General features: G+C 65.6%; 25 protein-coding genes. 14 read left to right on the forward strand and 11 right to left on the reverse strand.

Features of this window, described 5'->3' with window-relative positions; all coding sequences use genetic code 11:
• Positions 1-4 precede the first annotated feature (4 nt).
• Entirely contained in the window at positions 5-541 is a 537-nt protein-coding gene (msrA, locus tag OB905_02915) for a peptide-methionine (S)-S-oxide reductase MsrA (protein ID MCU4924937.1), read from the forward strand.
• A 4-nt stretch (positions 542-545) separates the two neighbouring features.
• Here msrA and OB905_02920 read toward each other — a convergent pair whose 3' ends face one another.
• A complete protein-coding gene (locus OB905_02920) occupies positions 546-1,208 on the reverse strand; it encodes a 2,5-diamino-6-(ribosylamino)-4(3H)-pyrimidinone 5'-phosphate reductase (GenBank protein ID MCU4924938.1) in 663 nt (220 codons plus the stop codon).
• A 123-nt stretch (positions 1,209-1,331) separates the two neighbouring features.
• Here OB905_02920 and OB905_02925 point away from each other — a divergent pair, with 123 nt between their 5' ends.
• On the forward strand, positions 1,332-1,544 hold the full coding sequence (locus OB905_02925) for a hypothetical protein (protein ID MCU4924939.1): 213 nt from the start codon (positions 1,332-1,334) through the stop codon (positions 1,542-1,544).
• A gap of 19 nt (positions 1,545-1,563) precedes the next feature.
• On the opposite strand, the gene OB905_02930 is transcribed toward OB905_02925, so the two are convergent.
• Positions 1,564-1,746: a hypothetical protein gene (locus OB905_02930; protein ID MCU4924940.1), complete on the reverse strand. Its 183-nt coding sequence runs from the start codon at positions 1,744-1,746 to the stop codon at positions 1,564-1,566.
• Positions 1,747-1,877: 131 nt separating this feature from the next.
• Between OB905_02930 and OB905_02935 the strand changes: the two genes are divergently transcribed.
• Genes OB905_02935 through OB905_02945 form a run of 3 tightly spaced genes read left to right on the forward strand, consistent with a single transcriptional unit; the run spans position 1,878 to position 5,691 of the window.
• Positions 1,878-3,152 carry a Single-stranded DNA binding protein gene (locus OB905_02935; GenBank protein MCU4924941.1) on the forward strand — a complete coding sequence of 425 codons (1,275 nt, stop codon included), beginning with the start codon at positions 1,878-1,880 and terminating at the stop codon, positions 3,150-3,152.
• 46 nt (positions 3,153-3,198) lie between these two features.
• Positions 3,199-4,854, forward strand: a complete 1,656-nt coding sequence (locus tag OB905_02940) for a hypothetical protein (protein MCU4924942.1) — start codon at positions 3,199-3,201, stop codon at positions 4,852-4,854.
• A gap of 9 nt (positions 4,855-4,863) precedes the next feature.
• Positions 4,864-5,691, forward strand: coding sequence for a metallophosphoesterase (locus OB905_02945; GenBank protein ID MCU4924943.1), 828 nt, complete (start codon positions 4,864-4,866; stop codon positions 5,689-5,691).
• A gap of 33 nt (positions 5,692-5,724) precedes the next feature.
• Here the strand turns inward: OB905_02945 and OB905_02950 are convergent, their stop codons facing one another.
• Positions 5,725-6,180, reverse strand: a complete 456-nt coding sequence (locus tag OB905_02950) for a response regulator (GenBank protein MCU4924944.1) — start codon at positions 6,178-6,180, stop codon at positions 5,725-5,727.
• A 223-nt stretch (positions 6,181-6,403) separates the two neighbouring features.
• Here OB905_02950 and OB905_02955 point away from each other — a divergent pair, with 223 nt between their 5' ends.
• A complete protein-coding gene (locus OB905_02955) occupies positions 6,404-6,841 on the forward strand; it encodes a universal stress protein (protein MCU4924945.1) in 438 nt (145 codons plus the stop codon).
• Here the strand turns inward: OB905_02955 and asd are convergent.
• On the reverse strand, positions 6,838-7,872 hold the full coding sequence (asd, locus tag OB905_02960) for an aspartate-semialdehyde dehydrogenase (protein ID MCU4924946.1): 1,035 nt from the start codon (positions 7,870-7,872) through the stop codon (positions 6,838-6,840). The two genes, OB905_02955 and asd, sit on opposite strands and share 4 nt — an antisense overlap.
• A 241-nt stretch (positions 7,873-8,113) precedes the next feature.
• On the opposite strand from asd, the gene OB905_02965 reads away from it, so the two are divergent.
• The gene (locus tag OB905_02965) at positions 8,114-8,371 is read left to right on the forward strand and encodes a hypothetical protein (protein ID MCU4924947.1); all 258 of its coding nucleotides are present in this window, start codon (positions 8,114-8,116) and stop codon (positions 8,369-8,371) included.
• A 100-nt stretch (positions 8,372-8,471) separates the two neighbouring features.
• On the opposite strand, the gene OB905_02970 is transcribed toward OB905_02965, so the two are convergent.
• Positions 8,472-8,663, reverse strand: a complete 192-nt coding sequence (locus OB905_02970) for a 30S ribosomal protein S17e (protein MCU4924948.1) — start codon at positions 8,661-8,663, stop codon at positions 8,472-8,474.
• Between the two features lie 404 nt (positions 8,664-9,067).
• Between OB905_02970 and OB905_02975 the strand changes: the two genes are divergently transcribed.
• Complete coding sequence (locus OB905_02975; GenBank protein ID MCU4924949.1) at positions 9,068-10,768, forward strand: amidase family protein; 1,701 nt, start codon at positions 9,068-9,070, stop codon at positions 10,766-10,768.
• 113 nt (positions 10,769-10,881) lie between these two features.
• On the opposite strand, the gene OB905_02980 is transcribed toward OB905_02975, so the two are convergent.
• The 5 genes from OB905_02980 to OB905_03000 all read right to left on the reverse strand — a co-directional run bounded on the left by OB905_02980 (position 10,882) and on the right by OB905_03000 (position 15,904).
• Positions 10,882-11,529, reverse strand: a complete 648-nt coding sequence (locus tag OB905_02980) for a DUF447 family protein (protein MCU4924950.1) — start codon at positions 11,527-11,529, stop codon at positions 10,882-10,884.
• On the reverse strand, positions 11,526-12,377 hold the full coding sequence (locus OB905_02985; protein MCU4924951.1) for a triphosphoribosyl-dephospho-CoA synthase: 852 nt from the start codon (positions 12,375-12,377) through the stop codon (positions 11,526-11,528). The genes OB905_02980 and OB905_02985 overlap by 4 nt, the downstream gene beginning before the upstream one ends.
• Positions 12,378-12,435: 58 nt before the next feature.
• Entirely contained in the window at positions 12,436-13,221 is a 786-nt protein-coding gene (locus OB905_02990) for a tRNA-dihydrouridine synthase (protein ID MCU4924952.1), read from the reverse strand.
• A gap of 5 nt (positions 13,222-13,226) precedes the next feature.
• Entirely contained in the window at positions 13,227-14,240 is a 1,014-nt protein-coding gene (gene cofD, locus OB905_02995; GenBank protein ID MCU4924953.1) for a 2-phospho-L-lactate transferase, read from the reverse strand.
• A 110-nt stretch (positions 14,241-14,350) separates the two neighbouring features.
• Positions 14,351-15,904 carry a hypothetical protein gene (locus OB905_03000; protein MCU4924954.1) on the reverse strand — a complete coding sequence of 518 codons (1,554 nt, stop codon included), beginning with the start codon at positions 15,902-15,904 and terminating at the stop codon, positions 14,351-14,353.
• A 95-nt stretch (positions 15,905-15,999) separates the two neighbouring features.
• Here OB905_03000 and OB905_03005 point away from each other — a divergent pair, with 95 nt between their 5' ends.
• From OB905_03005 to OB905_03015, 3 genes are all read left to right on the forward strand, one after another.
• Positions 16,000-17,058 carry a hypothetical protein gene (locus OB905_03005; GenBank protein ID MCU4924955.1) on the forward strand — a complete coding sequence of 353 codons (1,059 nt, stop codon included), beginning with the start codon at positions 16,000-16,002 and terminating at the stop codon, positions 17,056-17,058.
• 125 nt (positions 17,059-17,183) lie between these two features.
• Positions 17,184-17,384 (forward strand): hypothetical protein, encoded by a 201-nt coding sequence (locus tag OB905_03010; protein MCU4924956.1) that lies wholly within the window; start codon positions 17,184-17,186, stop codon positions 17,382-17,384.
• A gap of 153 nt (positions 17,385-17,537) precedes the next feature.
• Positions 17,538-19,283 (forward strand): ATP-dependent DNA ligase, encoded by a 1,746-nt coding sequence (locus tag OB905_03015; protein ID MCU4924957.1) that lies wholly within the window; start codon positions 17,538-17,540, stop codon positions 19,281-19,283.
• A gap of 43 nt (positions 19,284-19,326) precedes the next feature.
• On the opposite strand, the gene OB905_03020 is transcribed toward OB905_03015, so the two are convergent.
• Complete coding sequence (locus OB905_03020; GenBank protein ID MCU4924958.1) at positions 19,327-20,556, reverse strand: FAD-dependent oxidoreductase; 1,230 nt, start codon at positions 20,554-20,556, stop codon at positions 19,327-19,329.
• Positions 20,557-20,707: 151 nt separating this feature from the next.
• Here OB905_03020 and hisC point away from each other — a divergent pair, with 151 nt between their 5' ends.
• The 3 genes from hisC to OB905_03035 are packed head-to-tail and all read left to right on the forward strand — an operon-like array spanning position 20,708 to position 23,000.
• Positions 20,708-21,859, forward strand: a complete 1,152-nt coding sequence (hisC, locus tag OB905_03025; protein ID MCU4924959.1) for a histidinol-phosphate transaminase — start codon at positions 20,708-20,710, stop codon at positions 21,857-21,859.
• Entirely contained in the window at positions 21,856-22,392 is a 537-nt protein-coding gene (locus OB905_03030) for an AAA family ATPase (protein ID MCU4924960.1), read from the forward strand. Before hisC ends, OB905_03030 begins: the two co-directional genes overlap by 4 nt.
• A complete protein-coding gene (locus OB905_03035) occupies positions 22,389-23,000 on the forward strand; it encodes a CDP-alcohol phosphatidyltransferase family protein (GenBank protein MCU4924961.1) in 612 nt (203 codons plus the stop codon). The genes OB905_03030 and OB905_03035 overlap by 4 nt, the downstream gene beginning before the upstream one ends.
• Positions 23,001-23,031: the final 31 nt, after the last annotated feature.

Genomic DNA, 23,031 nt, shown 5'->3' on the forward strand with positions numbered 1-23,031 from the left:
CAGTATGACTGAGACAGCGACGTTCGGCGGCGGCTGCTTCTGGTGTGTTGAGGCCGCTTTCAAAGAACTCGGCGGTGTCGAGTCCGTTACCTCCGGCTACGCCGGCGGTGAGACCGAAGACCCGTCCTACCGCGAGGTCTGTACCGGAAACACAGGACACGCTGAAGTGGTACGGGTGGAGTTCGACCCAGAGCTCATCAAGTACGACGAACTGCTGGACGTGTTCTTCACCGTTCACGACCCGACACAACTCAACCGCCAGGGCCCGGACGTGGGCACCCAGTACCGTTCCATCATTCTCTACGAGGACGATGACCAGCGAGAGTTGACCGAGGCGTATATAGAGGCGGTTGATGAAGAAGGAGGCTACGACGACGAGATCGTGACCGAGGTGGAGCCATTAAACGAGTTCTGGGGTGCGGAGGAAAAGCATCAAAACTATTTCAAAAAGAACCCCTCTGACGCGTACTGTCGGATGCACGCGCAGCCGAAGGTCGAGAAGGTGCGGAAGAAGTTCGCGGAGAAGGCGAAGCAGGCGTGACGGGTCAGTAGACGACCTCCCAGCCCAACAGCGCCCCGTCACCGACGCGCTCTAACCGTTCGAGGGTGAGTTCGGGGTAGTCCGCGACGAAGCCGTCGCCGTCGGCGAGCGTCGGCGCGTCGCGCCCGCCGATAATCTGTGGGCCGACGAAGATCGTCAGCTCGTCGACCAGGCCGACGTCGAGCAGCGAGAAGATGAGTTCGCCGCCGCCTTCGACCATCAGCCGCTCTATCCCTTCGTTCTCGAGGGCGGCGAACGCCCGTAGCAGGTCGACTCGTTCGTCGCCTGCAGTGACGAACGTCGCCCGATCTGCCAGGTTCATCCGGCGCTCGACCGGCGCGGCGTCGGCGACACAGAGGTAGGTCGTCGCCGCCTCGTCGAGGACGGCGGCGTCGGTGGGCGTTCGGGCTCGCGAGTCGATCACGACCCGTGCCGGATGTCCGGGATTGCCGGCCGTTCGACGCTCCTCTTGAAGGGCAGAATCTTTCACCGTCAGGTGGGGGTCGTCCGCGAGGACGGTCCCGATCCCGACGACGACGGCGTCGCTCTCGGCGCGAAGCCGATCGACGCGAGCGAAGTCCTCGTCGCCACTGATCCGAACCTGCTCGCGTCGGACGGAGGAGAGCTTCCCGTCGGCGCTCATCGCCGCATTGACGAGGACGTGCATACGCTCTTTCAGATACGGCGGCTTAAGAATCCAGTGCCCGATCGACCGCCGATTCGGGAGGGGGCGCCGAGACGGGTGGGCGAACCAGGTCTGCTTTTATTTGTCGGGAGCAAATCGCGACCTATGGGCTCAGAAGACGACCCTCACGTCCCAATCGTCTGTGAGACGTGTGACACCGAGGCGAGGATTCCGCTCTCTACGCTGGCGGAGACACTCGAACGCCACAACGAGCAGCGACACGACGGCGACGAGCTGGCGACCGTCGATCCCGACGTCGCCGACTCGCTGGCAGATCTCGTCGCGGCGGATATGGGGTTGCTCGGCGAGGAGAGCTAGTCGCGGTATCGCTCCCGCGTCACCTGTCGCGACATTCCGTAAGTAGCTGCATCGCCTCCCGCAGGTGGTACCGCGCGTCCGGGTCGGTCGCATTTTCGAGCGCCACCGCCAGGTGATGTGTCGCACCCCCTTCCTCGGATTCTGTCCCACTAGGAGCGGTCGATGTCCCGTCAGCGTCCCCCGGTGCCCGTTTCTCGGTCATCGATCACCCATCCAACAATACGGGATATATGAGTTTCGGTATTACTGATAGGTTCTCCCTATCGGTCGGCTACACCTGAAAGTAGTCCGCGGCCGAGAACGTTTTTGGCCCCTCCCGCCCAAGAGCCGGTGATGGAACTCGAAGATCATGCCGAGGAACTCGCCTCCGACCTCGGTGTTGACAAAGAGGAGGTCACGGCAGACCTGCGAAACTTGGTGGAGTACAGCGTTCCGATCGACGAGGCGAAGGGAAGTCTTCGCCGCAAGTACGGCGATGGGACTGGCGGTAGCGGTGGCGCCCCGCAGACGAAAGAGATCACGGAGATCGATCCCGACGACGGCTCGGTAAGCGTCACCGGCGTCGTCCTGACGGCCGGGGAGCGCTCCATCCGGTATCAGGGATCGGACCACGTCATCGTTGAGGGCGAGCTCGCCGACGGAAACGGCGTCATCGACTACACCGCTTGGGAGGACTTCGGTCTCTCGCCGGGAGACACGATCACCGCGGGCAACGCGGGCGTCCGCGAGTGGGACGGCGAGCCCGAACTCAACTTCGGCGAGAGCACCGCGCTCTCGTTCCAGGAGGAGCCCCTCGAGGTGCCCTACGAGGTTGGCGGCGACGCCGAGCTCGCTGAGTTGCAGACCGGCGACCGGGCACGAACCGTTGAGGTCGTCGTCGTCGAGGCCGAGCGGCGAACGATCGACGGCCGGGACGGCGAGACGGAGATCATCAGCGGCGTCTTCGGCGACGAGTCCGGCCGCCTTCCCTTTACCAACTGGGACCCCTCACCCCTAATCGAGGAGGGGGCCTCGGTAACAATTGAGAACGCCTACGTCCGGGAGTTCAGGGGCGTCCCCGAAGTCAACGTTTCGGCGTTTTCGACCGTAACGCCCGTCGACCGGGAGATCGAGGTCGGCAGCGACGCCCAAACGATGGACATCGGCGAGGCGGTCGCGACCGGTGGCGTCTACGACGTCGAACTGGTCGGCAACCTCATCGCCGTCCGCGACGGCTCCGGGCTGATCCAGCGCTGCCCAGAATGTAATCGCGTGATCCAGAAGGGGCAGTGTCGCACCCACGGAAGCGTCGACGGCGTCGACGACCTCCGGGTGAAGGCGATTTTAGACGACGGAACTGGGACCGTCACCGCGATCTTAGACGACGAACTGACCGAACAGGTCTACGGCGGCGGGCTGGAAGCGGCCCGCCAAGAGGCCCGCGACGCGATGGACCAGGAGGCGGTCGCCGACACGATCCGTGAGCAGATCGTCGGCCGCGAGTACCGCGTCCGGGGTCACCTCTCGGTCGACGAGTACGGCGCGAACCTAGACGCGAGTGCGTTCGTCGAGAGTGAGGACGATCCGGCCGAGCGTGCCCGTGCGTTCCTCGCGGAGGTGGTCGCATGAGCCACGCGAGTGCGAGTACGCCGGACGTCTGTCCGGAGGTGATCGCATGAGCGCCCAGGAAGACCGACCGGGACGCGAGGTCGCCTACCGGCTGCTGGCCGCCGAGTACGACGATGCCTCCCTCTCGTACGCCGAGAGTGACGAGGAACGAGCCCCGAACTACGTGATCACACCGACGGGCGCCCGGGTGAACCGCCTGTTCGTCGTCGGCACACTAACGGAGATTTCGTCGGTAAACGACGACATGCTGCGCGCACGGATCGTCGATCCCACGGGCGCGTTCGTCGTCTACGCCGGACAGTACCAACCCGACGCCCTCGCGGCGCTCGAGTCCCTCGAGCCGCCGGCGTTCGTCGCAGTCACGGGGAAAGCGCGGACGTTCCAGCCCGACGACTCGGAGCAGGTCTACACCTCAATTCGACCCGAGAGCATCGCGACCGTCGACGCAGACACCCGCGACCGGTGGGTGATCGACGCGGCCGAACGCACGCACGATCGCATCGAGACCTACGCGGCCGCGGCAGCCGTCGACGCCGACGGGGAGGCACTGACCGACGCGCTGCTCGAAGCGGGCCTCGACCGCAGCGCCGCCGACGGCGTCGCACTCGCCCGAGACCACTACGGGACGACGCCGACGTATCTCGACTCCCTCCGCGCCCTCGCGACGGAAGCGGTCGAAGTCGTCGCCGGCAAGCGCGAGCAGGTCGCCGGTCTCGACGTCGAGCCGGGGACGAGCGCCGCGGATGGCGCGACGTTCGCCGATCTGGCCGGAGATGGCGCTCTCGCCGCGACCGAAGTCGAATCGGATGGTCGCGACGACGAGGGCACGTCGGCGGCCGAGCCCGAATCGATCACGGAGACCGATCCCGACCCCGACGGCGATCCGGAGCCGGATGCCGGTCTCGATCCCGACGTCGACGCCGACGGATCCTCCGAACCGGAGCACTCAGACGCCGGCGACGCAGCGTCTGTGGAGCCCGAATCGGTCGACGCCACCGAGCCGGAGTCGGGTCGGACCGAAGCCACCGACGGGCAGGACTCGTCGACGGACGCCGACGCGGAGTCGGTTTCGTTCGACGAGGGTGACGACGTCGACGAGGGAGACGACGAACTCGGTGACTTCGACGGCGGCGGTATGTACGAGATGGACGACGAGGAACGCGAGGAGATCGAAGCTGAGTTCGGCGCGGAGTTTACCACCGGGACGGACGTCGACGAGCCCGGTGAAGCCGATATCGACGTGCCCGAGGACTCACTCGAGGGCGAGACCGTGGAAGGCGACGCCGAAGCCGACACAGACGCAGCAGTGGCGTCGGAAGCAGATGAAGCAGGTGATGCTGACACAGACGTGGCGCCGGAGTCAGACAGTGACATAGCGTCAGCGTCAGATAGCGATGTGGTGCCGGAGTCGGATGGGATTGCCGACGAGCCGGACGAGGAAGCAGCGCCAGCGCCGGACGACGACACAACAGCGTCGGATGGGGCTACCGACGAGCCAGACGAGGAGATCGACCTCCAGGAGCGCGTCGTCGAGACGATGTCCGAGCTCGACGATGGTGAGGGTGCGGATCGCTCGGCTGTCGTCGAGACCGTTACTGCGGAAACCGGCGCCGCCGAATCGGACGTCGAGGAGGCGATCCAGAGCGCACTGATGGGCGGACAGTGCTACGAACCCGACGACGACACGCTGAAAGCGATCTAGAGCGGACCGATGGCGACGAACCGGCCGAAAGGCGACGGCGTGCTCGAACCGGTGCCCGGCGAGCGGGCGGCGATCGCCGATCTCGACGGCGAGCGAGCGCTCGTGATCGCCGACTACCACGCGGGCTACGAGGCGGGGCTACGGTACGAGCGTGGCGTCGACGTACCAAGTCGCGCCCAAGAGCGCCGAGAGCGGCTGTGTGAGCTCGTCGATCGGACCGGCGTCGACCGACTCGTCGTCTGTGGCGATCTGATGCACTCGATCGGCGAGCCCGGCGGCGCCGAGCGTGGCGAACTCGAGGTGCTGTTCGAGTCGCTTCCTGCCGGGCTCTCGGTTACGCTCGTCAAGGGCAACCACGACGGCGCGATCGAGAGCTGGCTCGGCGACAGTGACGGGACCGAACTCGCAGACGCCGGTAGCTCCCTCGAGATCGAACCTGGCGAGGGCGTCCGGCTGGGACCGCTGGGCGCGTGTCACGGCCACACCTGGCCGTCGCCGGCAGTCCTCGAGGCCGAGGTCGTCTGCGCCGGCCACGAACATCCCTGCGTCCGTCTGGTGGATGCCGTCGGCGGCAGCCGCGTCGAGCCCGTCTGGCTTCGTGGACGACTCGATCCGGCCGCATTCGCCAGCAGAGACGAGTACGCCAGCCTGTCGTGGCTCGACAATGGAACGCCCCCGAAACTAGTCGTGCTGCCGGCGTTCAACGATCTGGCCGGAGGGACCTGGGTGAACGTCACCGACCAGTCGTTTCTGGCTCCGTTTCTTCCGGACGGGCTCACAGACGGCGAAGCGTACCTCGTCGACGGAACACGGCTCGGTCCCTACCAGCACGTCTGAGGGAACGATCGCGCTGCGATAGTCACGCCGATCCTAGGCCTCTTGGGCTCGCTGGACGATCGCGAGCCAGAAGTCCTCGACCGACTGCACGAGGTCGACAAATTCGGCGGGTTCGACCGGCTTTTGGATGTACGTGTGCGTATCGATGCCGGAGGATTCGACGATCTCCTGTTCGGCGGCGGAGCTCGTCAGCACCGCGACGGGGATCTCTCGAAGGGTGGGCTCTTCTTCCAGTTCGGCGAGGACGTCTTGGCCGCTGGTCCCCGGAAGCTGGGGCTCGAGGAGGATGATGTCCGGGCGCGACTCGTCGGCGTACTCGCCGCGCTGGTGGAGGTAATCGAGGGCCGCCTCACCGTCCGAGACGGCGTGGACCGTGTTCATGATCTTTGCGTCTTTGAACTGCTCGGTAAACAGACGGGTATCGCCGGGATTGGGCTCGACAAGCAGAATATCGATCGGATCACTCCGTTCCACATCGTCTGGCTGCATTGCCAGATATCTGTCCTGTATCGATAAAACGGTGTGGTCACCGCAAGGAGACTGTCTCGCGAAACCGAGCAGACACACAGCTGTTTGCGGACCTAACTCGACGTTGCAAGGCCATCGCCGGCTTGCATTTATAATCCTCCTCGCAGAAGTGACGCGTGATGTCGATCGATTTTGTGACTGAATGGGTCGTGGTATCGTCTCTCGCAGTGTTCGAGGTGAGTCGATGACGCTCGCGTTCGACGGAACAGTCGTCGTCCCGCTGGCCGACCCGGACGACGGAGAGCGAACCGCCGCAGCGATCGCACCACGGCTCGGACCGCAGAGTCGCGTCGTTCTGGTAAACGTCATCGAGAAGAGCGGGGACGCCCTGGATAAAGCACCCCTGACACGACGGGAAGGGTACGCCGAGGAGATTTTCGAGCGGGCGGCCGGCCCCCTCTCGGACGCCCCTGGAACCGTCGACACGGAGATCCTGTACGGAACCGACGTCGTCGAGACGATCTTCGACGGCGCTCACGAGGTCGGCGCCGATGCAGTCGTCTTCATGGCTCGAGAAGGCAATCGCTTAGCCGAGTTACTGACCGGAGACGTCGCTCGGCGAATGGTCAAAGACGCCTCGACCCCGGTCGTTGCGCTCCCGCAGGGGACGGCGAGCGATTAGAGGTAGCCGTTTTCCAACAGCAGTTCGCCGTTGAGCACGCTGGCGCCCGCCGCCCCGCGCATCGTGTTGTGGGCCAAGCAGTTGTACTGCAGGCCAAACGTCGACTCGCGGATGCCGCCGGCTGCAATCGCCATCCCGCCACCGAGCGTGCGGTCGAGACGCGGCTGTGGGCGCTCGGGATCGTCGAAGACGTGGATGAGTGGATCCGGCGAGGAACGGAGGTCGAGCGACGGATACTCTCGCATCGCCTGAGCGGCCTCGTCGACGGTGATCTCTTCGGTGGTCTCGACCCAGACGTTCTCCAGGTGGCCGTCGATCGTCGGGATGCGGTTACAGGAGGCCGCGACGGAGACGTCGTCCTGAGTGAGTTCAGCGCCGTCGAACTCGCCGAGCAGTTTGCGGGACTCGGTCTCGAGTTTGTCTTCTTCGCTGCCGATGTAGGGGATTGCGTTGTCGATGATCTCCATCGAGGAGACACCGTCGTAGCCGGCGCCCGAAACTGCCTGCAGCGTCGAGACGTGGACGCGCTCTAGACCGAACTCAGCGAGGGCGGCCAGCGTCGGGACGAACGTGATCGTCGAACAGTTGGGATTCTTGATCAGCGCGCCGTCCCAGCCGCGATCGTCGCGCTGGACTTCGAGCAAGTCGAGGTGTTCGGCGTTGACCTCCGGAATAACGAGGGGAACGTCCTCGGCCATCCGTGCGTTCGAGGAGTTCGAGGAGACGACGTAGCCCGCCTCACAGAACGCGGGTTCGACCGCTGCGCCGACGCTCGAGGGCAGCGACGAGAAGAGCAGGTCGACGTCGTCGGGCACTGCCTCTGGCTCGGTTGCCTGAACGGTCATCTCTGCGACGTCGTCCGGAATCGGCGCATCGACGCGCCACTTCGCTGCTGATCGATACGATTCGCCGGCACTCGACTCGCTCGCGGTGAGTGCCGCGATTTCGAAGTCGGGATGGGGGTCTAACAGCTGAATGAGTCGCTGTCCGACGGCACCTGTCGCACCGAGTACTCCAACACGTACTGCCATTTTCCAGGACTGGGCGTCGGGCGAGCAAAACGGTTTGGATTTTGCGCAGTGGTCTCGTGGGTCCTGCTGTGTGTCGCCACCGTTGCGATGTCGGTGGTGGACTCCGGAAGCGACGCGCATAGAAGAAATTAAGAAACCCGAGCGGAACCTATCGATCGATGCACGACGATCTTCGCACCGACGGAGTCCGGGTCGGCGGATCGACCGTAAACAGTTCGCTCCCTTGCCGGGGGTGGGACCGATGAGCAACGCCGCAGAGAGACAGATCGGCCCGTTTGCCGGGACGTTTGGTATCGGATCGGCTGTCGTCGGCGTCCTGGCGCTACTGGTCGGCATCCTGGCGTTCGTCGACGTCTACATGGAACTCGACCTCTTCGTGCCGGGTGAAGAGCCGCTTCTCGAGGGATTCGTCATCCTGACCTTCGGTGTGGGCTTTGCGGTCCTGGCGCTGTTCGTCGGCGCCTACATGGAACCTGGCGTGGGCGACGACGGTCACTGAGTTCGTCGACGACGTCGGAATCGACTCACAGACAGGATCCCTCCCGTGGATGTCACTCACGGGTGAAACTGACTACAGTATCGACCGCGAATTCGCAGAATTAGGCCGGGACCTGGGCGCGCTTCTTGCGTGAGACGTAGCCCGCGATGCGGTTGCGCACGCCTTTGGACTCGATGTTCGTCAGCTTCTCGACGCTGTCTTTGTTCTGCTCGAAGTCGGTAGTGAACGCGTCCGGGTATCGCTCGAGCAGCAGGTTGCCGGTCTTCTTGACGTAGGCCGGTTTGATTGCCATACAGGAGAATCCTCACAGAGACTCTTAATAGGCACCATTTCCACTCGCCGGTCGCACCCTCGTAGCGCGGGACAATCGCGGTGACATCCTCGACGGTTCGTCTGCGAGTGCGGCCAGCTTGCAAGGATCGGGTGGACGGTCGAGTCACAACTCCCAGACCACCGAACTATGGGAACTCGTGTTTTCGGCGCCCTTTGTATTCACGAACCCCTGTCGTTCTCGAATTTCAAACATTCGTTTGGTCTTTCAGGAGCGTAATATTGGCTAATACTACTCTGACTGACCTTCATTATGTCCTGTTGGTTATACGGGAAACTTATCCGTGTGAGATCGAACCGGACAAGTGCGAAGTAATAATGGGAGATAGAGACCAAATGCAGCCCGAATCTGGAGAAGAGTATTCAATGAGCCGACGTTCTATGCTTGGAACTGTCGGTGCCGTTGCTGCAAGCGGGATGTTTGCCGGCTGTGCCAGTCTGCTCGCGGATGAAGGGTTCGATCCGATCGATGCGAGCCCCGCCGAAATCATGGAGGGGTACGAACAGGGTGTGTTTACCGCAGAAGACGTCGTGGGGTTCTACCTCGATCGCATCTACGCGTACGAAGATGATCTGCAGGCAGTTATTTCGATCAATCCACACGCAATGGAGCGCGCCGCCGAGCTCGACGATGCGCTCGAATCCGATGGGATGGTCGGCCCGCTTCACGGCATTCCCGTCCTCGTCAAAGACAATATTAACACGGACGATATCCCCACCACGACTGGCGCGGTCGCCCTAGAGGATTCGATTCCGCCGGAGAGTGCGACCATCGTCGACAACATTCGCGACGCTGGTGGTATCGTGATCGCGAAGGCGAACATGGACGAGTTCGCGTTCGGGTACGACTCGTCAAGTTCAATGGGGGGTCAGGTGTACAATCCCTACGACTTAGAGCGTTCAGCGGGCGGATCGAGCGGCGGTTCCGGGGCCGGTATGGCGGCCAACTACGCCCCGATTGGCATCGGTACTGATACCGGCGGCTCGGTTCGCGTTCCCGCGCTCGCGAACAACTTGGTCGGCGTCCGACCCACCAGGCAGTTGGTCAGCGGTGAGGGCGTCTCACCGCTGCACTCGAGCCAGGACATCGCAGGCCCGATGACGCATACGGTCGAGGAATCGGCGCTGCTACTCGACGTTATGGCGTCGGTCGACCCCGACGATCCGCTCACGTTAGAATCCTACGAGAACACTCCCCACGCAGACGGGAATCAGTACACTGATTACCTCAACGAGGACGGTCTCGAAGGAGCGCGTATCGGTGTCTACAGCGAGTGGGTGCCGGACGAAGACGACGAGGACGAAGACGAGGACCTCAGTGACATCATCGAGATCTTCGAGGATGCCCTGACCGATATGGCGATGGCAGGTGCGACCCTCGTCACGGATCTAGAGCCGCCGTCGGGAGGCTTCGTTAGCGATGCCTACCGTGGCGACCATACCCATATGGATTGGAACAACTACCTCGAGACCATCGAGGAGTTCGAAAGCCTCGACGAACTTGTCGCGACGGGCGAGCTCGAAAGCTGTGGCATGGCTGGAACAATCGAGGATCCCGACAGCCTGGAGGAGCTCGAAGAGGATATCGACTTCCTTCACCCCTTCTTCGAACAGCGCCAGTTACAACATTACATCCTCAGGCAGATGCACGAGAACGACCTCGACGCGATTATTTACCCAGGAAACTGGGACGTTCCGACGGTTGATGGCTGGGGCTGGGGGCCGGCTAACCTACATCTCTCACCGGTTCTCGACTGGCCGTCGATCGCCATGCCAGTCGGCTTCACCGACGACGGTGCTCCAGTCGGAATGGAGTTCCTCGGACCGATGTGGTCCGAGCCGGAACTCTTCGAGCTAACCTACGCCTACGAGCAAGTCGCCGACGCCCGAGAACCGCCCGAAGACTTCGACCTCGTCGAGGACACTGGCATCGAGTGGGACGCAAGCACAATCGAAAACTGGAACGACGAACGCCCCGTCTACGACACGGTCGACGACTGTGAGGTGGACGAAGATGCGATTGGTACCGACAGTGACGACGGTCCAGACATGTCGAACCTCCCCTGATCGAACTGCTACCTAGTGGTTCCCGTCGGAGCCAGCCGACTCTCGGCTGATCGGCGGCCCACTCGCGAACTCCACTTGCTACACATTCTTCGCCGGCAGAGAGTCCGCACCGGCTACGCGCTGTTCCACGCCGAGTGACGACCCACGAGTGCCATCGCCTCTCGCTCTCGCGGACTCCCGGCCCGTTCGACGACCGACTCGAGGTGTGCGAGCCGATTGCGCAGCGCGGATTCGTCGTAGCCGGCGACGCCGAGTCGCGAGGCTGCGACCGTCGCCTCGATGACGGCGCCGAACCCGCGATCGATCGTCGGAACTGTCTCCCGGCGAACGTCCGCCTCGACGGGGACGAGCGTCCACTCGCGCCACTCGGTTCCGTCCTCGCGCCCCGCATCGACCTCCTCGACTGTCACGCGAGCCCAGGCGGCCGCTGACTCGAGAACCGGCCCGTCGTGTTCGGAGATCGACAGCGCTGCCTCGACGAACGCGACCGGGTCGTCGACGAACTGGACGTAGCCCTCGCCGCGGGCCTCGAAGTTTCGTCGCGTCCGCGTCCGTCCCCAGGTTCGTGCGGTGGCTGGTTCGCCGGCGAAGAGACCCAGCGCGGCCGCGTTCCACCGGTCGTTCGGGCCGAGCGTGGTCACGACCGTCTCCGTTACGCCCGAGAGGGCGACGGGCCAGGCTGCTCGCTCGTCATCGTCGCCCTCGCGGTCGCCGTCGGTGGGCCCCCTGCCGTCTCCGTCGTCGCCATCTGCACCGCTCATACGGCCACCGTTTCGTGCTCGAGCGCGATGAACAGTCCGGCTGCGGTGAGGTCTGCCGTCGTTCCCGGGTTGATCTCGCGTTCGACGAGTTCGTCTGCGAACGCCTCGACGGCGTCTCGATCCGCCTGGAGGGAGTCCCGCTCGTGAAGCCGCGCCGCTCGCTCGCTCGTCTCCGCTGCGACGGCCTCGCCGCGGCGCTTTGCAACGAGGGTGTCGGGTCGCTCGGCCAGCAGGGAGAGAAACGCCGTTGCAGCCCGGTCGGCGACGGGGCCGTCGGCTGCGGCGATGCGCTTGGCCGCCGCGAACGACCGCTCGAAGCCGGTAGTCCACTCGCGGGCGACGTCGTCCGCGTCGGCGCCACGGGCCATGACGTCCCGAAGCGTTATCCCCTCTTCCTCAAGCGTTGGGATCGCCTCGCGCCCGCGGCGGACGTCGAGGTCCGCAGCGTCCGGCGGCGGATCGGAGACGAAGACGTCGACGTGCTCGAACGCGCGGTAAAACGCCGCGGCGTCAGCTACGGTAGTCTCGGTCGCGACCTCGACGGCGCGTGCCGGCGTCAGTTCCTCGCCAGCGGCGGCGACGAGCGGGACGAGCAAGAGGAGTGCACCAAACTGCGTGTTTCCGCCACGCTGGGTGGCCATTCCCTCTACGGCCCGCTCGAACGCCTCGCCAACTGGATCCCCCGCCTCCGCCCGCTCTATGCCCTCGCGGGCGCCGACCGCGCCGGCGAGGAAGTGCTCGAACCGGAGATCGTCGAGGTCTCGGTGTCGGTCGACGTTTCCCGGCTTCGGCGTGCCACAGACCTCGAGCAAGAGCGCGAGTTCGGCGTTCTGGGCTGGCGTTCGCATATGGGAGATGGTCGGTACGCGAGGGGTTTAGTGGTGGGTATTTCGGGTCAGTTGGCTCCTACGGCGGCGTCTCGAACTCCTGTGATTGGTCCAGCGCCGATCGAACGCGCGCTAACACGGCGGGGCTGTCGCTGGGACGGCCGACGCTGACTGCGTCTGCGCCGTAGGACAGGTACTCTTCGACCGTCTCCCTATTACGCACCCCGTTGTTCGCGATCACGAACAGGTCCGTCGCGGCGACGATCTCACCGACGACGGCCTCGGAGTCCATCGCGTCGACGTGGACGAACGCGGCGCCCGCGTCCTCTAAGGCCGCCGTGAGCGCGGGCAGGTCGACGCCGGGGACTTCGGCGCGAACCTTGACGCCCACTGTCGCGCCGGTCTCGGCGGCGAGTGCGACGTACTGCTGGAGACGCTCCGTGTCGCGAAGCAGCGTCTCCCCGCAGCCGGCGGCACAGAGTTCGTCCTGCCGGCAGTGGGCGTTGATCTCGAGGAGAGCTCCCCGATCCCGGCAGATCCGAGCGACGGCGGGGATCTGATCGCTGGTCGCGCTCCGGACGTTAAACGCCGGCTGGATCGCGCTTTCGGAGAGTGTCGCCAGTTGGGTGTCAACGAACGCGAGCGGATCGTCGGGAAGGAACTCCTCGCGCTCGCGTGCGACGAGTTTGCGGGCGGCGGCGCGCGAGGCGTCGTCGATCGCGATACCGCCAAGGACGGCACAGCCGGCGTAGGGGGCGCCAGCACGAGCCCACGCGGCGTCGGCCTGCCCGCTCAGGCTCGCGAGCGCGAGCCGGGGTCGGAAGGGGAGGAGATCCGTCGTCGAACCGGAATCGGAAGCCGTCATGGGGCTCACTCGATCAGATCTACCGCGTCGACGCTCGCCTGGAGCACCCGTTCTGCGTCCGCCGCCGAGTCGATCCGAACGTCGGTCCGGACCGTCGGCCGGTCGAACGCCGTCTCGTCGGCCTCGTCGACGACGAAGGCGTCGGCGAACGGGTATGCGTCGGCCAGCCCGGCCGTCGAGGGTCGCTGGCCGACCGCTGCCATCAGGTCGGCCGCCGGCCCTGAGAACGGCTCGTCGCCGAGAAACGGCGAGACGGCGACCACTGGGGTCTCCTCGAGGGACTCGGGGACGCCGGGCAGCGAGAGCATCGGGCCGATGCTGGTCACCGGGTTCGAGGGACCGACGATCACGGGCGCGGAGAGCGCCTCGAGGACGCTGGGTGTGGGTTCGGCCGCCTCGGCGCCGCGGAACTCGACGTCGGCGACGGCCGGCTCGCCCCGGTGGCCAACCCAGTACTCTTGGAAGTGCATGGGGTTGGGCTGGGAGGGCGAGGACTGACCGTCCGTGTGGACAAGCGTCGCGACCGGATCGTCGCTCATCGGGCGTAGGTCGATTTCGAGGTCGAAGGCATCGGCGAGCCGGTTGGTGGCCTCGCTCAGCGTGTACCCCTCGTCGAGCAGGCTCGTGCGCGTGATGTGGACTGCTCGGTCGCGGTCGCCGATCGTCATAAACTCCGCGACGCCCGAGAAGCGCCGCCAGTTCGCGAGCCGGCGCCCTACGGTCTGGTGCTCGGGCGGGAGGTATTGCGGTCCCTCGGAGAGGTCGGCTGCCTCGGCGAGGGCGTGCAGTTCGGTGTTCGTCTCGTGGGTGTCGCCATCGATCCCCCACCAGGTCTCGCGGTCTAAGACCTCGCCGCCCTGAAAGAGGAGGGTGTCGACGTCGGGACAGACGAACAGTCCGCCGAGTTCGACGTCGTCGCCGGTGTTGGCGACGACGACTGCCTCGTCGGCGGTGACGGCGTCCCCGAGGCCGTCGAGTAGCTTCGGCGTTCCCGTACCGCCGGAGAGGAACGTGATCATACGAGTTCTCGACGCCGGGGCGGGTAATCAGTTACGGGCGTAGGCGGCGGCGATTGCGGGGTGACGGCGGCCCAGCCGTCGTCGATCGCGGAGTGAGAGTGGTGCAATCGTCAGCGGTCGCCCCAGTCGGCGAAACAACCCTCGAGAAGCGTCTCTGACTGACACTCGACGTACTGGCGCTGCATCGCAGCGATCGCGCCCTCCAGGTCGGCGCCCTCGTCGACGGCCTCCCGAACCCGCTGGCGCTTCCACCGGGCGGGGGTCGTCCGCTCGTCGACGCGGTGGCGAAGCGGCGCGAGGTAGGTTGCGGCCTCGCTTTCGGAGAGGCCCCGGTTGGTGAGGCCGTCCTCGGCGTGGGCCAGCAGGTCCGCATAGATGGCCTCGTGGTCGGTCGTCACGTGGCCGTCGTTCGTGATCCACTCGAGGTCGGCCTCGAGGCCGTCTCGCATCGCCGCATAGAAGTTCCGCCGGGCGCGCTCCCAGTCGAGTTCGACGACCGGGTGCTCCAGTCGCGTGAGGCTCTCCATCAGGCCGGCAAACGCGGCCTGGAACGCCGTCGACTCCCGAACCGTCGGCTGGGCAGGGATCGGCCGGAACTCGATGCGTGCGTTGGCCGCAGAGCGGGTCGCCCCGCCGAAGACCGGTCGCACCCAGCGCCAGTAGGTGCCGTGTTTCCGCCGGAAGTGAGCGAACTGGTCGTCAAACCGGTCGCCAGTTTCGACCGGCATCGGAACGAGGGTGTCGTCTTCGACGACGCGCCGGACCGCCTCCTCGACGGTCGTCAGGTCGGCAGGGAACCGAACCTTTCCGTCGCCGGTCTGGCCGTCGTTTAGCACTGTCTCGAAGACGCTGATCCGGTGTTCCATCCAGCCGTCCTCGAGGACGTCCGCCGGCGTGGTTCCCTCGTCGTAACACGACGCCGGGAAGAACGGCGAGTTAACGCCGAGTGCGAGCAGGGGGCCAGCGACCCGTAGCGCGTAGTTGAAGAAAATCGGCAGGTCACTGGCGTGGGGTACCTGGTAGTGGGGCTGGATCGAGGTGATGAGGCTCTCGGGCATGACCGTGTCGGCCCGGAGCGAGACGTGTGGCGCCTCTACGTGCATCCCCGCCGACTCGGCCCGGTCGGTGTTCGCCATCGCGTGGTACCGGGCCGAGTCGCTCATGTTGGTCGCGATCCGGATCGGGCGGGTCGTCCCGTCGGGTCGCTCGACGCTGCGTTCGACGCTGTCGGTGAGATAGGTCCGCGCGTCCTCGCCCTCGGGGGCGATCGTCCAGAGGCCGTCGCTGACGAGGCGCATCCGCTCGGCGTCGGTCACGTCCAGTGCCGTCGCCAGCCGTGCTTTGACCTCCGACTCCTGGGCGCGAAGCCCGTAGGCGTTTAACGGCTGGGGGCTCGTCGTCATCTCGGCGTTGTGGAGCCCGAGTTCCTTCTCGAAGCCGATCAACTCGAGCAGGCGGCGGGGCATCCGACGCAGCGTACAGTCGTCGGCTTTCACCGCGTAGAACTCGTACTCGAGCCCGACGATCGCCTGCGGGTTGTCGAAGGCGCCGTCTTCTAACGCGGCGATGATCGTCTCGGCGTCTTCCTCGACTCGCGACTGGTAGGTCGCGGCGTCGACGGTCAGCACGTCGGCGACCCGCGTCGCGAGGTCGTCGTCTGCCATACCTCCGAGTGTGCGTCGGACCGCCTTTAAATCATCCTACTCGGAACGAGACGGGTGGCGGCTATTTACCTGCAGAGACTGTCGGGGATCGATCGATGGTCGACGACGATGATCCGATCTCTCAGGAGACCCGTGACCGGGCCGGTGACCGGGGGTTGCTCGGGCGGTCCGACGAGAACAGGGTCACGCGGTGGATCCTCTTCGACGGCAGTCGCGAGCGCGTCGCGGCGGCGCTGCTCGGTTTCGTCTTCGTCGCACTGCTCGCGATGGGGGCGGTCTGGCCGATCGAGTTCCAGGAGCTGGTAGGCGAGACGACGGTGGTCCAGACGGTGTTCAACACGCTGCTGTCGGGGACGATTCTGCTGGTCTCGATCGTCGTCTCGATCGCCGCGGTCGGCATCTCCCAGGAGCTCACCTCGCTTGGCACCCAGGAAGAGCGCGTCGAGACGATCATCGCGTTCCAAGAGCAGATCGAGGAAGGCGACGTCGTCGACGTGAGTCCGGCACGGCCAGGCCAGTTCATGGCGGTCGTCCTCCACTCGATGGAAGAACGAGCCGAGAATCTCCAGGCGGTAGACAGCGTGGCGAGTGAGGCCTGTCAGGCGGAGATTGACCGCCTGCAGGAAGACATTCAGACCAACACCGACGAGGTGCTGACGACGATGGAGCGCGTTCCGAAAGGATCGACAGACGAACTCCTCACGGGGTTGAACTACGACTCCTCCTGGCAGCTCTACCAGTCACGACGGATCCTCTCGAAGTACGGGGAGGAGCTCTCTGACGAGCAACAGGCGGTGATTGAGGACCTCGTAGATCTCTTAAAGAAGCTCATGGTCAGCCGGGAGTACTTCAAGACGCTGTACTACAAGCTCGAACTCTCGGATCTCTCGACGACGCTGCTCACCGTCTCGTTGCCGATTATCCTCGTGATCAGCTACGTGTTGCTCGCACTCGACACCGGCCTCTTCCCGAACGTGACCGTTCTCGGCTACTCGCCGTTAACGATCTTCATCAGCTTCACATACACCGTGGCGCTGGCGCCGTACGCCGTCCTCACGTCGTACGTCCTCCGCGCGGCGAACGTGACGAGGCGGACCCCAGAGGAGGGACCGTTTGTCCTCGATCCGAGCCGGGAGACGGCGTACGACGAGTAAGCGCTGAGTGGTGGTGCGTGTCTACTTGGGGTCTCCCAGGAAACGGAGAGCGACGACTCGCTCTTTCGGTGTACCCGGCACGTGCAGGCTGGTCGCGTTTTTTCGGCGCCGCCGTTTCGACATCCATAGAAGCGACCAGCAACCGGACAGACGCACTCACGAAAGCGAGTACCGCGACGACGGTGATCGACGCGGCGAGAGAGCTCCTGAGCGGCCGGCGCCCGAGCGGACTCTTCCTCCTCGGCGCGGCCGCCCTCTCCTCGCGCGTTCCCGGAATCGGAACCGCTGCCTCAATTCTCCTGCGGGCGTATCGTCGCCTTCGCTAGTCGCCCAGAGTGTGAGGATCACCCCGTCAGACCCTCACAGCAGGGCGGGTGGGCGCGCCGGTCTGAAACGCACTCGACGGGTGCCCGGCGTTCTATGGCGACTTCACCGCGTTCTCAGAACCGTTTTACTACCGCCGCGGCTACTCCCCGCCGATGGAGTTCGCCACGTTCGCAGACCGCGCCGCCGCGATCGACGCCGAGCCAGCGGATCTGGCGATCAGAGCACACGTCACGGGGCTCCTCGAGGCCGCGGGCGAGGACGTCGAAATCGTCGCCCGGTTCGTCCAGGGGCGGGTGTTTCCGGCCTGGGACTCGACGACGCTCGACATCGGCCCGAGCGCCTGCTACGAGGCGATTGCCCGCGCGGCCGGGAAGAACGTCGGCGCCGACGACGTCGAAGAGCGACTCGCCGAGATCGGCGAAATCGGCGAGGTAGCAGCGAGCTACGAGTTTGGCGGCCAGCAGGGGTTGGCCGCGTTCACTGGCGGTGGTGGGGATGGCGGCGGAAACGGAGCTGACTCCCTCACCGTTCGGGACGTCTCCGACGTACTGGTCGATCTCGCGGCGGCGTCGGGATCAGGGAGTCAGGACCGCAAGGTCGATCTGCTGTTCGGCCTGTTCAACCGGTGTTCGAGCGATGAAGGGCGATACCTCGCTCGACTGGTCCTCTCGGAGATGCGCATCGGCGTCGGCGAGGGAACGGTCCGGGACGCCATCGCGGAGGCGTTCGACGTCCCCGAAGATCGGGTCAAGCGCGCCCTGCAGGTGTCGAACGATTACGGGCGGGTCGCCCGGGTCGCTCGCGACGAGGGGCTCGCAGGGCTCGACGCGATGGACTTAGCGATCGGCCGGCCGGTCCAGGCGATGCTCGCGCAGGCGGGAACCGTCGTCGACGCCCTGGATGAGTGGGAGCGAGCCGCAGTGGAGTGGAAGTACGACGGCGCCAGGGTGCAAGTTCACTACGATCCCAACGCCGGGTCGGCGCAGGGTTCCTCGGCGGCCGACGAGCCGGGCGAGACGCGCGTCTTCTCCCGGAACATGGAGGAGGTCACCGACGCGCTCCCCGAGGTCGTCGAGTTCGCCGACGAACACCTCTCGGAACCAGTAATTCTGGACGGCGAGGTCGTCGCGGTCGACGACGCGGGCGAGCCCCTGCCCTTCCAGGAAGTTCTCAGACGCTTTCGCCGAAAACACGACGTTGCGAAGGCCCGCGAGGACGTTGCCGTCCGGCCGGTCTTTTTCGACTGCTTGCACGCCGACGGCGAGGACCTGTTGGACGAACCGCTGACGGAACGCCACGACCGCCTCGAGAGACTGCTCGCCGAGCGTCCGGGACAGGAGCCCGCAGACGTCCCGGGGCTCTCACTGCTGTGGATCACGGACGACGCCGACGAGATCGAAGCGATCGACGCCGAGGCGCTCGAATCGGGCCACGAGGGGATCATGCTCAAAGATCCCGGCTCGGCGTACTCACCGGGTCGCCGCGGGAAGCACTGGCGCAAGCGAAAGCCCGACGTCGAGACGCTCGACTGCGTCGTCACCGGCGCGGAGTGGGGCGAGGGACGACGGGCAACGTTCCTCGGCACCTTCGAACTCTCCGTTCGAAACGAGTCGACAGGCGATCTCGAGACCGTTGGCAAGGTCGCGACCGGGATTACGGACGAAACGCTCGCCGAACTCACCGAGCTACTCGAGCCACACGTCACCGCCGAGTCGGGCCAGGAAGTCACGCTCGAGCCGGCGGTCGTCTTCGAGGTCGGCTACGAGGAGATCCAGCGCTCGCCGACGTACTCCTCGGGCTATGCGCTGCGATTTCCGCGCTTTCAGGCGGTCCGCCACGATAAGGATCCCGAGGACGCTGAGACGGTGGCGCGCCTCAAATCGCTGCACGCGGCGTAATCGACCGGTGATCGGAGACTTCTCGCCATCGAAACGAGCCGATTCAGCCCCCGCTCTCTCCGACCAGATCGGCGTCCGTCGGCCCCTGGCCGTCGAACTCCGCAACGAAGCCGTCGAGCTTCTCGGGGTCGTCTGCGCCGAACAGCTGTCGGTCGGCGGTTGAGGACTCCTCGTCGACGCCGAGGCGCTCACAGACCAGATCGGCGGTTTCTGCTGCCATCTTCCGGTAGGTCGTGAGCTTCCCGCCGACGACGGTACAGCAGTTTTCGACGCCATCGTCGGCGTGATCGAGCCGGAAGAACCCTCGCGAGATGCCCCGGGCGTCGCGGCTCGCCTCGTCGGGTTCGTACAGCGGTCGAACGCCCCACCACGAGCGCCGGACGGTCGCGTCGGCGACCGCGGGCAGCATCCGGGCACACTCCTCGGTCGTCCGGTCTATCTCCCAGTCTTCGGTCTCGTAGTCGTCGGGATCGTCGACCGGGACGCTCGTCGTCCCCAGAACCACTTCGCGCTCGTGGGGGACGACGATGTCGCCGTCGTCAGGGTCGCGACACCGGTTCAGGACGGGCCCGAGACCCTCGTACTCGACCGAGACCATCACGCCCCGCGTGGGGCGCATCTCGACGTCGAGTCCAGCCAGGTCGGCGACGGCTCCAGCGTAGGGGCCGGCCGCGTTGACGACGTACGCCGGTTCGACGGTGGTGCCGTCCTCGCCGCCAAGCGAGACTGACTGAATGTGCCCGTCGGCGACCGTCACGTCGGTGACCGGCGCGTGAGTACGAATCGTCGCACCGTGCTCGCGGGCGTCGGCTGCGTTGGCGGCGACGAGCCGCGAGGGGAGGACAACGCCGTCGGGGACGACCATCGCGCGCTCGACGGTCTCGGCGAGGCCAGGGACGCGCTCGCGGGCCGCGTCGCCGTCTATCTCCTCGGCAGGGATGCCGATCTCCTCACAGGCCTGACGCTTTTCGTCGAAGTAGGCCGGATCGTCGTCGGCCAACTGGACGAAGAGGCCGCCGGTCTCGCGGATGCAGGCGCTGGCGATCCGCCGGAGGATGCGGTTCTCCTCGAGACACTCGGCGGCGCCGGGACGGTCTGCCTCGGCGTACCTGGCGCCGCTGTGGAGCAGCCCGTGGGAGCTTCCGGAGGCGCCTGCGGCGAGCCCAGCGCGGTCGGCAAGCGCCACGTCAAGGCCCCGAAGGGCGAGGTCTCTCGCGATTCCGGCACCGGTCGCACCGCCGCCAACGACCAGCACATCGGTGTTCTCTTGCATACCGTATCGGAGGGACTCGAGACCCACATAGCTTTCAGTATCGGCACTCCGAGTCAGTGCCAGTCCCGTCGAGCCAGCCGCCGGTATCAACCGGGGTACGGACCGATGATAGGTGAGCACGCTTAAGACTCGGGACCAACTGGAGTGGCGTATGAACCCACGCGATCTGTCCGACCACGTCGCCTACCAGGCTGGCCGGGGGATCGAGGAGGTCGCCCGCGAACTCGACCGGGACCCCGCCGAGTTCGTCAAGCTCGCCTCGAACGAAAATCCCCACGGGCCATCGCCCGCTGCCACCGTCGCGATTCGTGAGACTTCTGCCACCGTCAGCTCATACCCCAAAGCCGCCCACGCCGATCTCACGGCCGCTATCGCCGGCGAGTGGGACGTTGGGAGCGAGCAGATCTGGCTGGCAAACGGCGGCGACGGTGCCCTGGACTATCTCCACCGAGCGACGCTCGAACCGGGTGACGAAATCCTCGTTCCCGACCCCGGCTTTGCCTACTACGGGATGAGCGCACGTTTCCATCACGGTGATGTTGCGACCTACCCCGTCGAACGCGAGGACGACTTCGAACAGACCGCAGACGCCGTCCTATCGGCGTACGACGGCGAGCGTATCGTCTACCTCACGAGTCCACACAATCCGACGGGGACGACCGTCCCGCTCGAGGACGTTCGACAGGTCGCCGCCGAAACCGACGACGAGACTCTCGTGGTCGTCGACGAGGCCTACGGTGAGTTCGCCGACGTCGAGAGCGCCGCTGGGCTGATCGACGGCTGTGACGGTGCAGCCGGATCGGTCGAAGAGACAGAGGCTCGCGACGACGTCGCCGTCTTACGCACCTTCTCGAAAGCGTACGGTCTGGCCGGCGTCCGCCTCGGATACGCCATCGTCCCCGAACCGTGGGCCGACGCCTACGCTCGCGTGAACACGCCGTTCGCGGCGAGCGAGTTGGCCTGTCGGGCCGGCATGGCCGCCCTCGGCGACGAGGAACACGTCCGTCGGACCGTCGAGACCGCCTGCGAATCCCGCGCGTACATGCAGGCTGAGATCGATGCCCACGTCTGGCCCAGCGAGGGCAACTTCGTCCTCGTCGCAGTCGGCGACGCGAACGCGGTCGCCGAGGCGATGCAAGAGCGCGGCGTCATCGTCCGCGACTGCACGAGCTTCGGCCTGCCCGGCTGCATCCGGATCACCTGTGGCACCGAGGACGAAACCCAGCGGGCCGTCGAGACGCTAAACGAGGTGCTCGCGTCGGGAATCGGCGATACCGACGCCGCGGGGGTGGGCGACGCGTGAGAGTCGCCGTCACCGGCACACCCGGAACCGGAAAGACCACCGCGACCGAACTGCTTGCGGATCGACTCGGGCCGGAATCCGAACTGCCCGACCTCGACGTGGTCCACGTCAACGAGATCCTCGAATCCGAGGGGCTGTACACCGACGTCGACGCGGAGCGCGAGAGCAAGGTCGCAGACCTCGAGGCGCTCGACGACCGCTTCGCAGACCGTGACGACGTCCTTCTCGAGTCACATCTCGCCCACCACCTCCCGGCTGACCGCGTAGTCGTTCTCCGGTGTCACCCCGAGGAGCTCGAGGAGCGCCTGCTCGAGCGAGGTGAGAGCGAGGCCAAGGCGGCCGAGAACGCCGAGAGCGAGGCACTCGACGTCGTACTCGCGGAGGCGGTCGAGCGCCACGGGCTCGAGGCCGTTTACGAGATTGACACCACCGATCGGGACCCGGCGGACGTCGCCGACGCGCTGGCGACGGTCGTCACCGGCGAGCGGGAGCCGAGCGCGGGAACCGTCGACTTCGTGGGGTATCTCTCGTGACCCTCGATCAGCTTCGACCCTACGTCTCGCGGTTTCTGAACCCCTTCGTCAAGGGGTTCGACCGAATCGGCATGACGCCCGACGGGGTGAGCGTGATCGCGTTCCTGATGGCTGTCGGGGCCGCCGTCGCCTTCCTACTCGGTGGCCGGGCTCACCCGGTATGGTACGCTGTCGGGGCCGCACTCGTCTTCGCAAACGGTTGGCTCGACATCGTCGACGGTGCGCTCGCGCGCGAACAAGGAATCGCATCGCCCGGTGGTGACCTGCTCGATCACGTCCTCGATCGGTACGCCGACATCGTGCTGATCGCCGGCCTGGCCGCCGGCGTCGACGAGTACTTCCTTGGTTTGCTCGCGGTGACGGGCGTGCTGATGACCTCCTACCTGGGGACCCAGGCCCAGGCCGTGGGTTTAGACCGCGTTTACGGCGGCCTCGTCGGGCGAGCAGACCGCCTCGCGATCATCGGAATCGTCGGCTTTCTTGCCTACCCGTTCAGTGATGCCGTCGGCGGGCTGACGCTGATCGGTTGGCTGCTGGTCTTCCTGGCGGTCGTCGGCCACCTGACCGCCCTCCAGCGCTTTTTCTACTCCTGGACGGCGCTCGACTGAGCCGAACTGGCTGGCAAGGCGCCGCATGCTT

Source organism: Halobacteria archaeon AArc-dxtr1, assembly GCA_025517425.1.
Classification (GTDB): Archaea; Halobacteriota; Halobacteria; order Halobacteriales; family Natrialbaceae; genus Halostagnicola.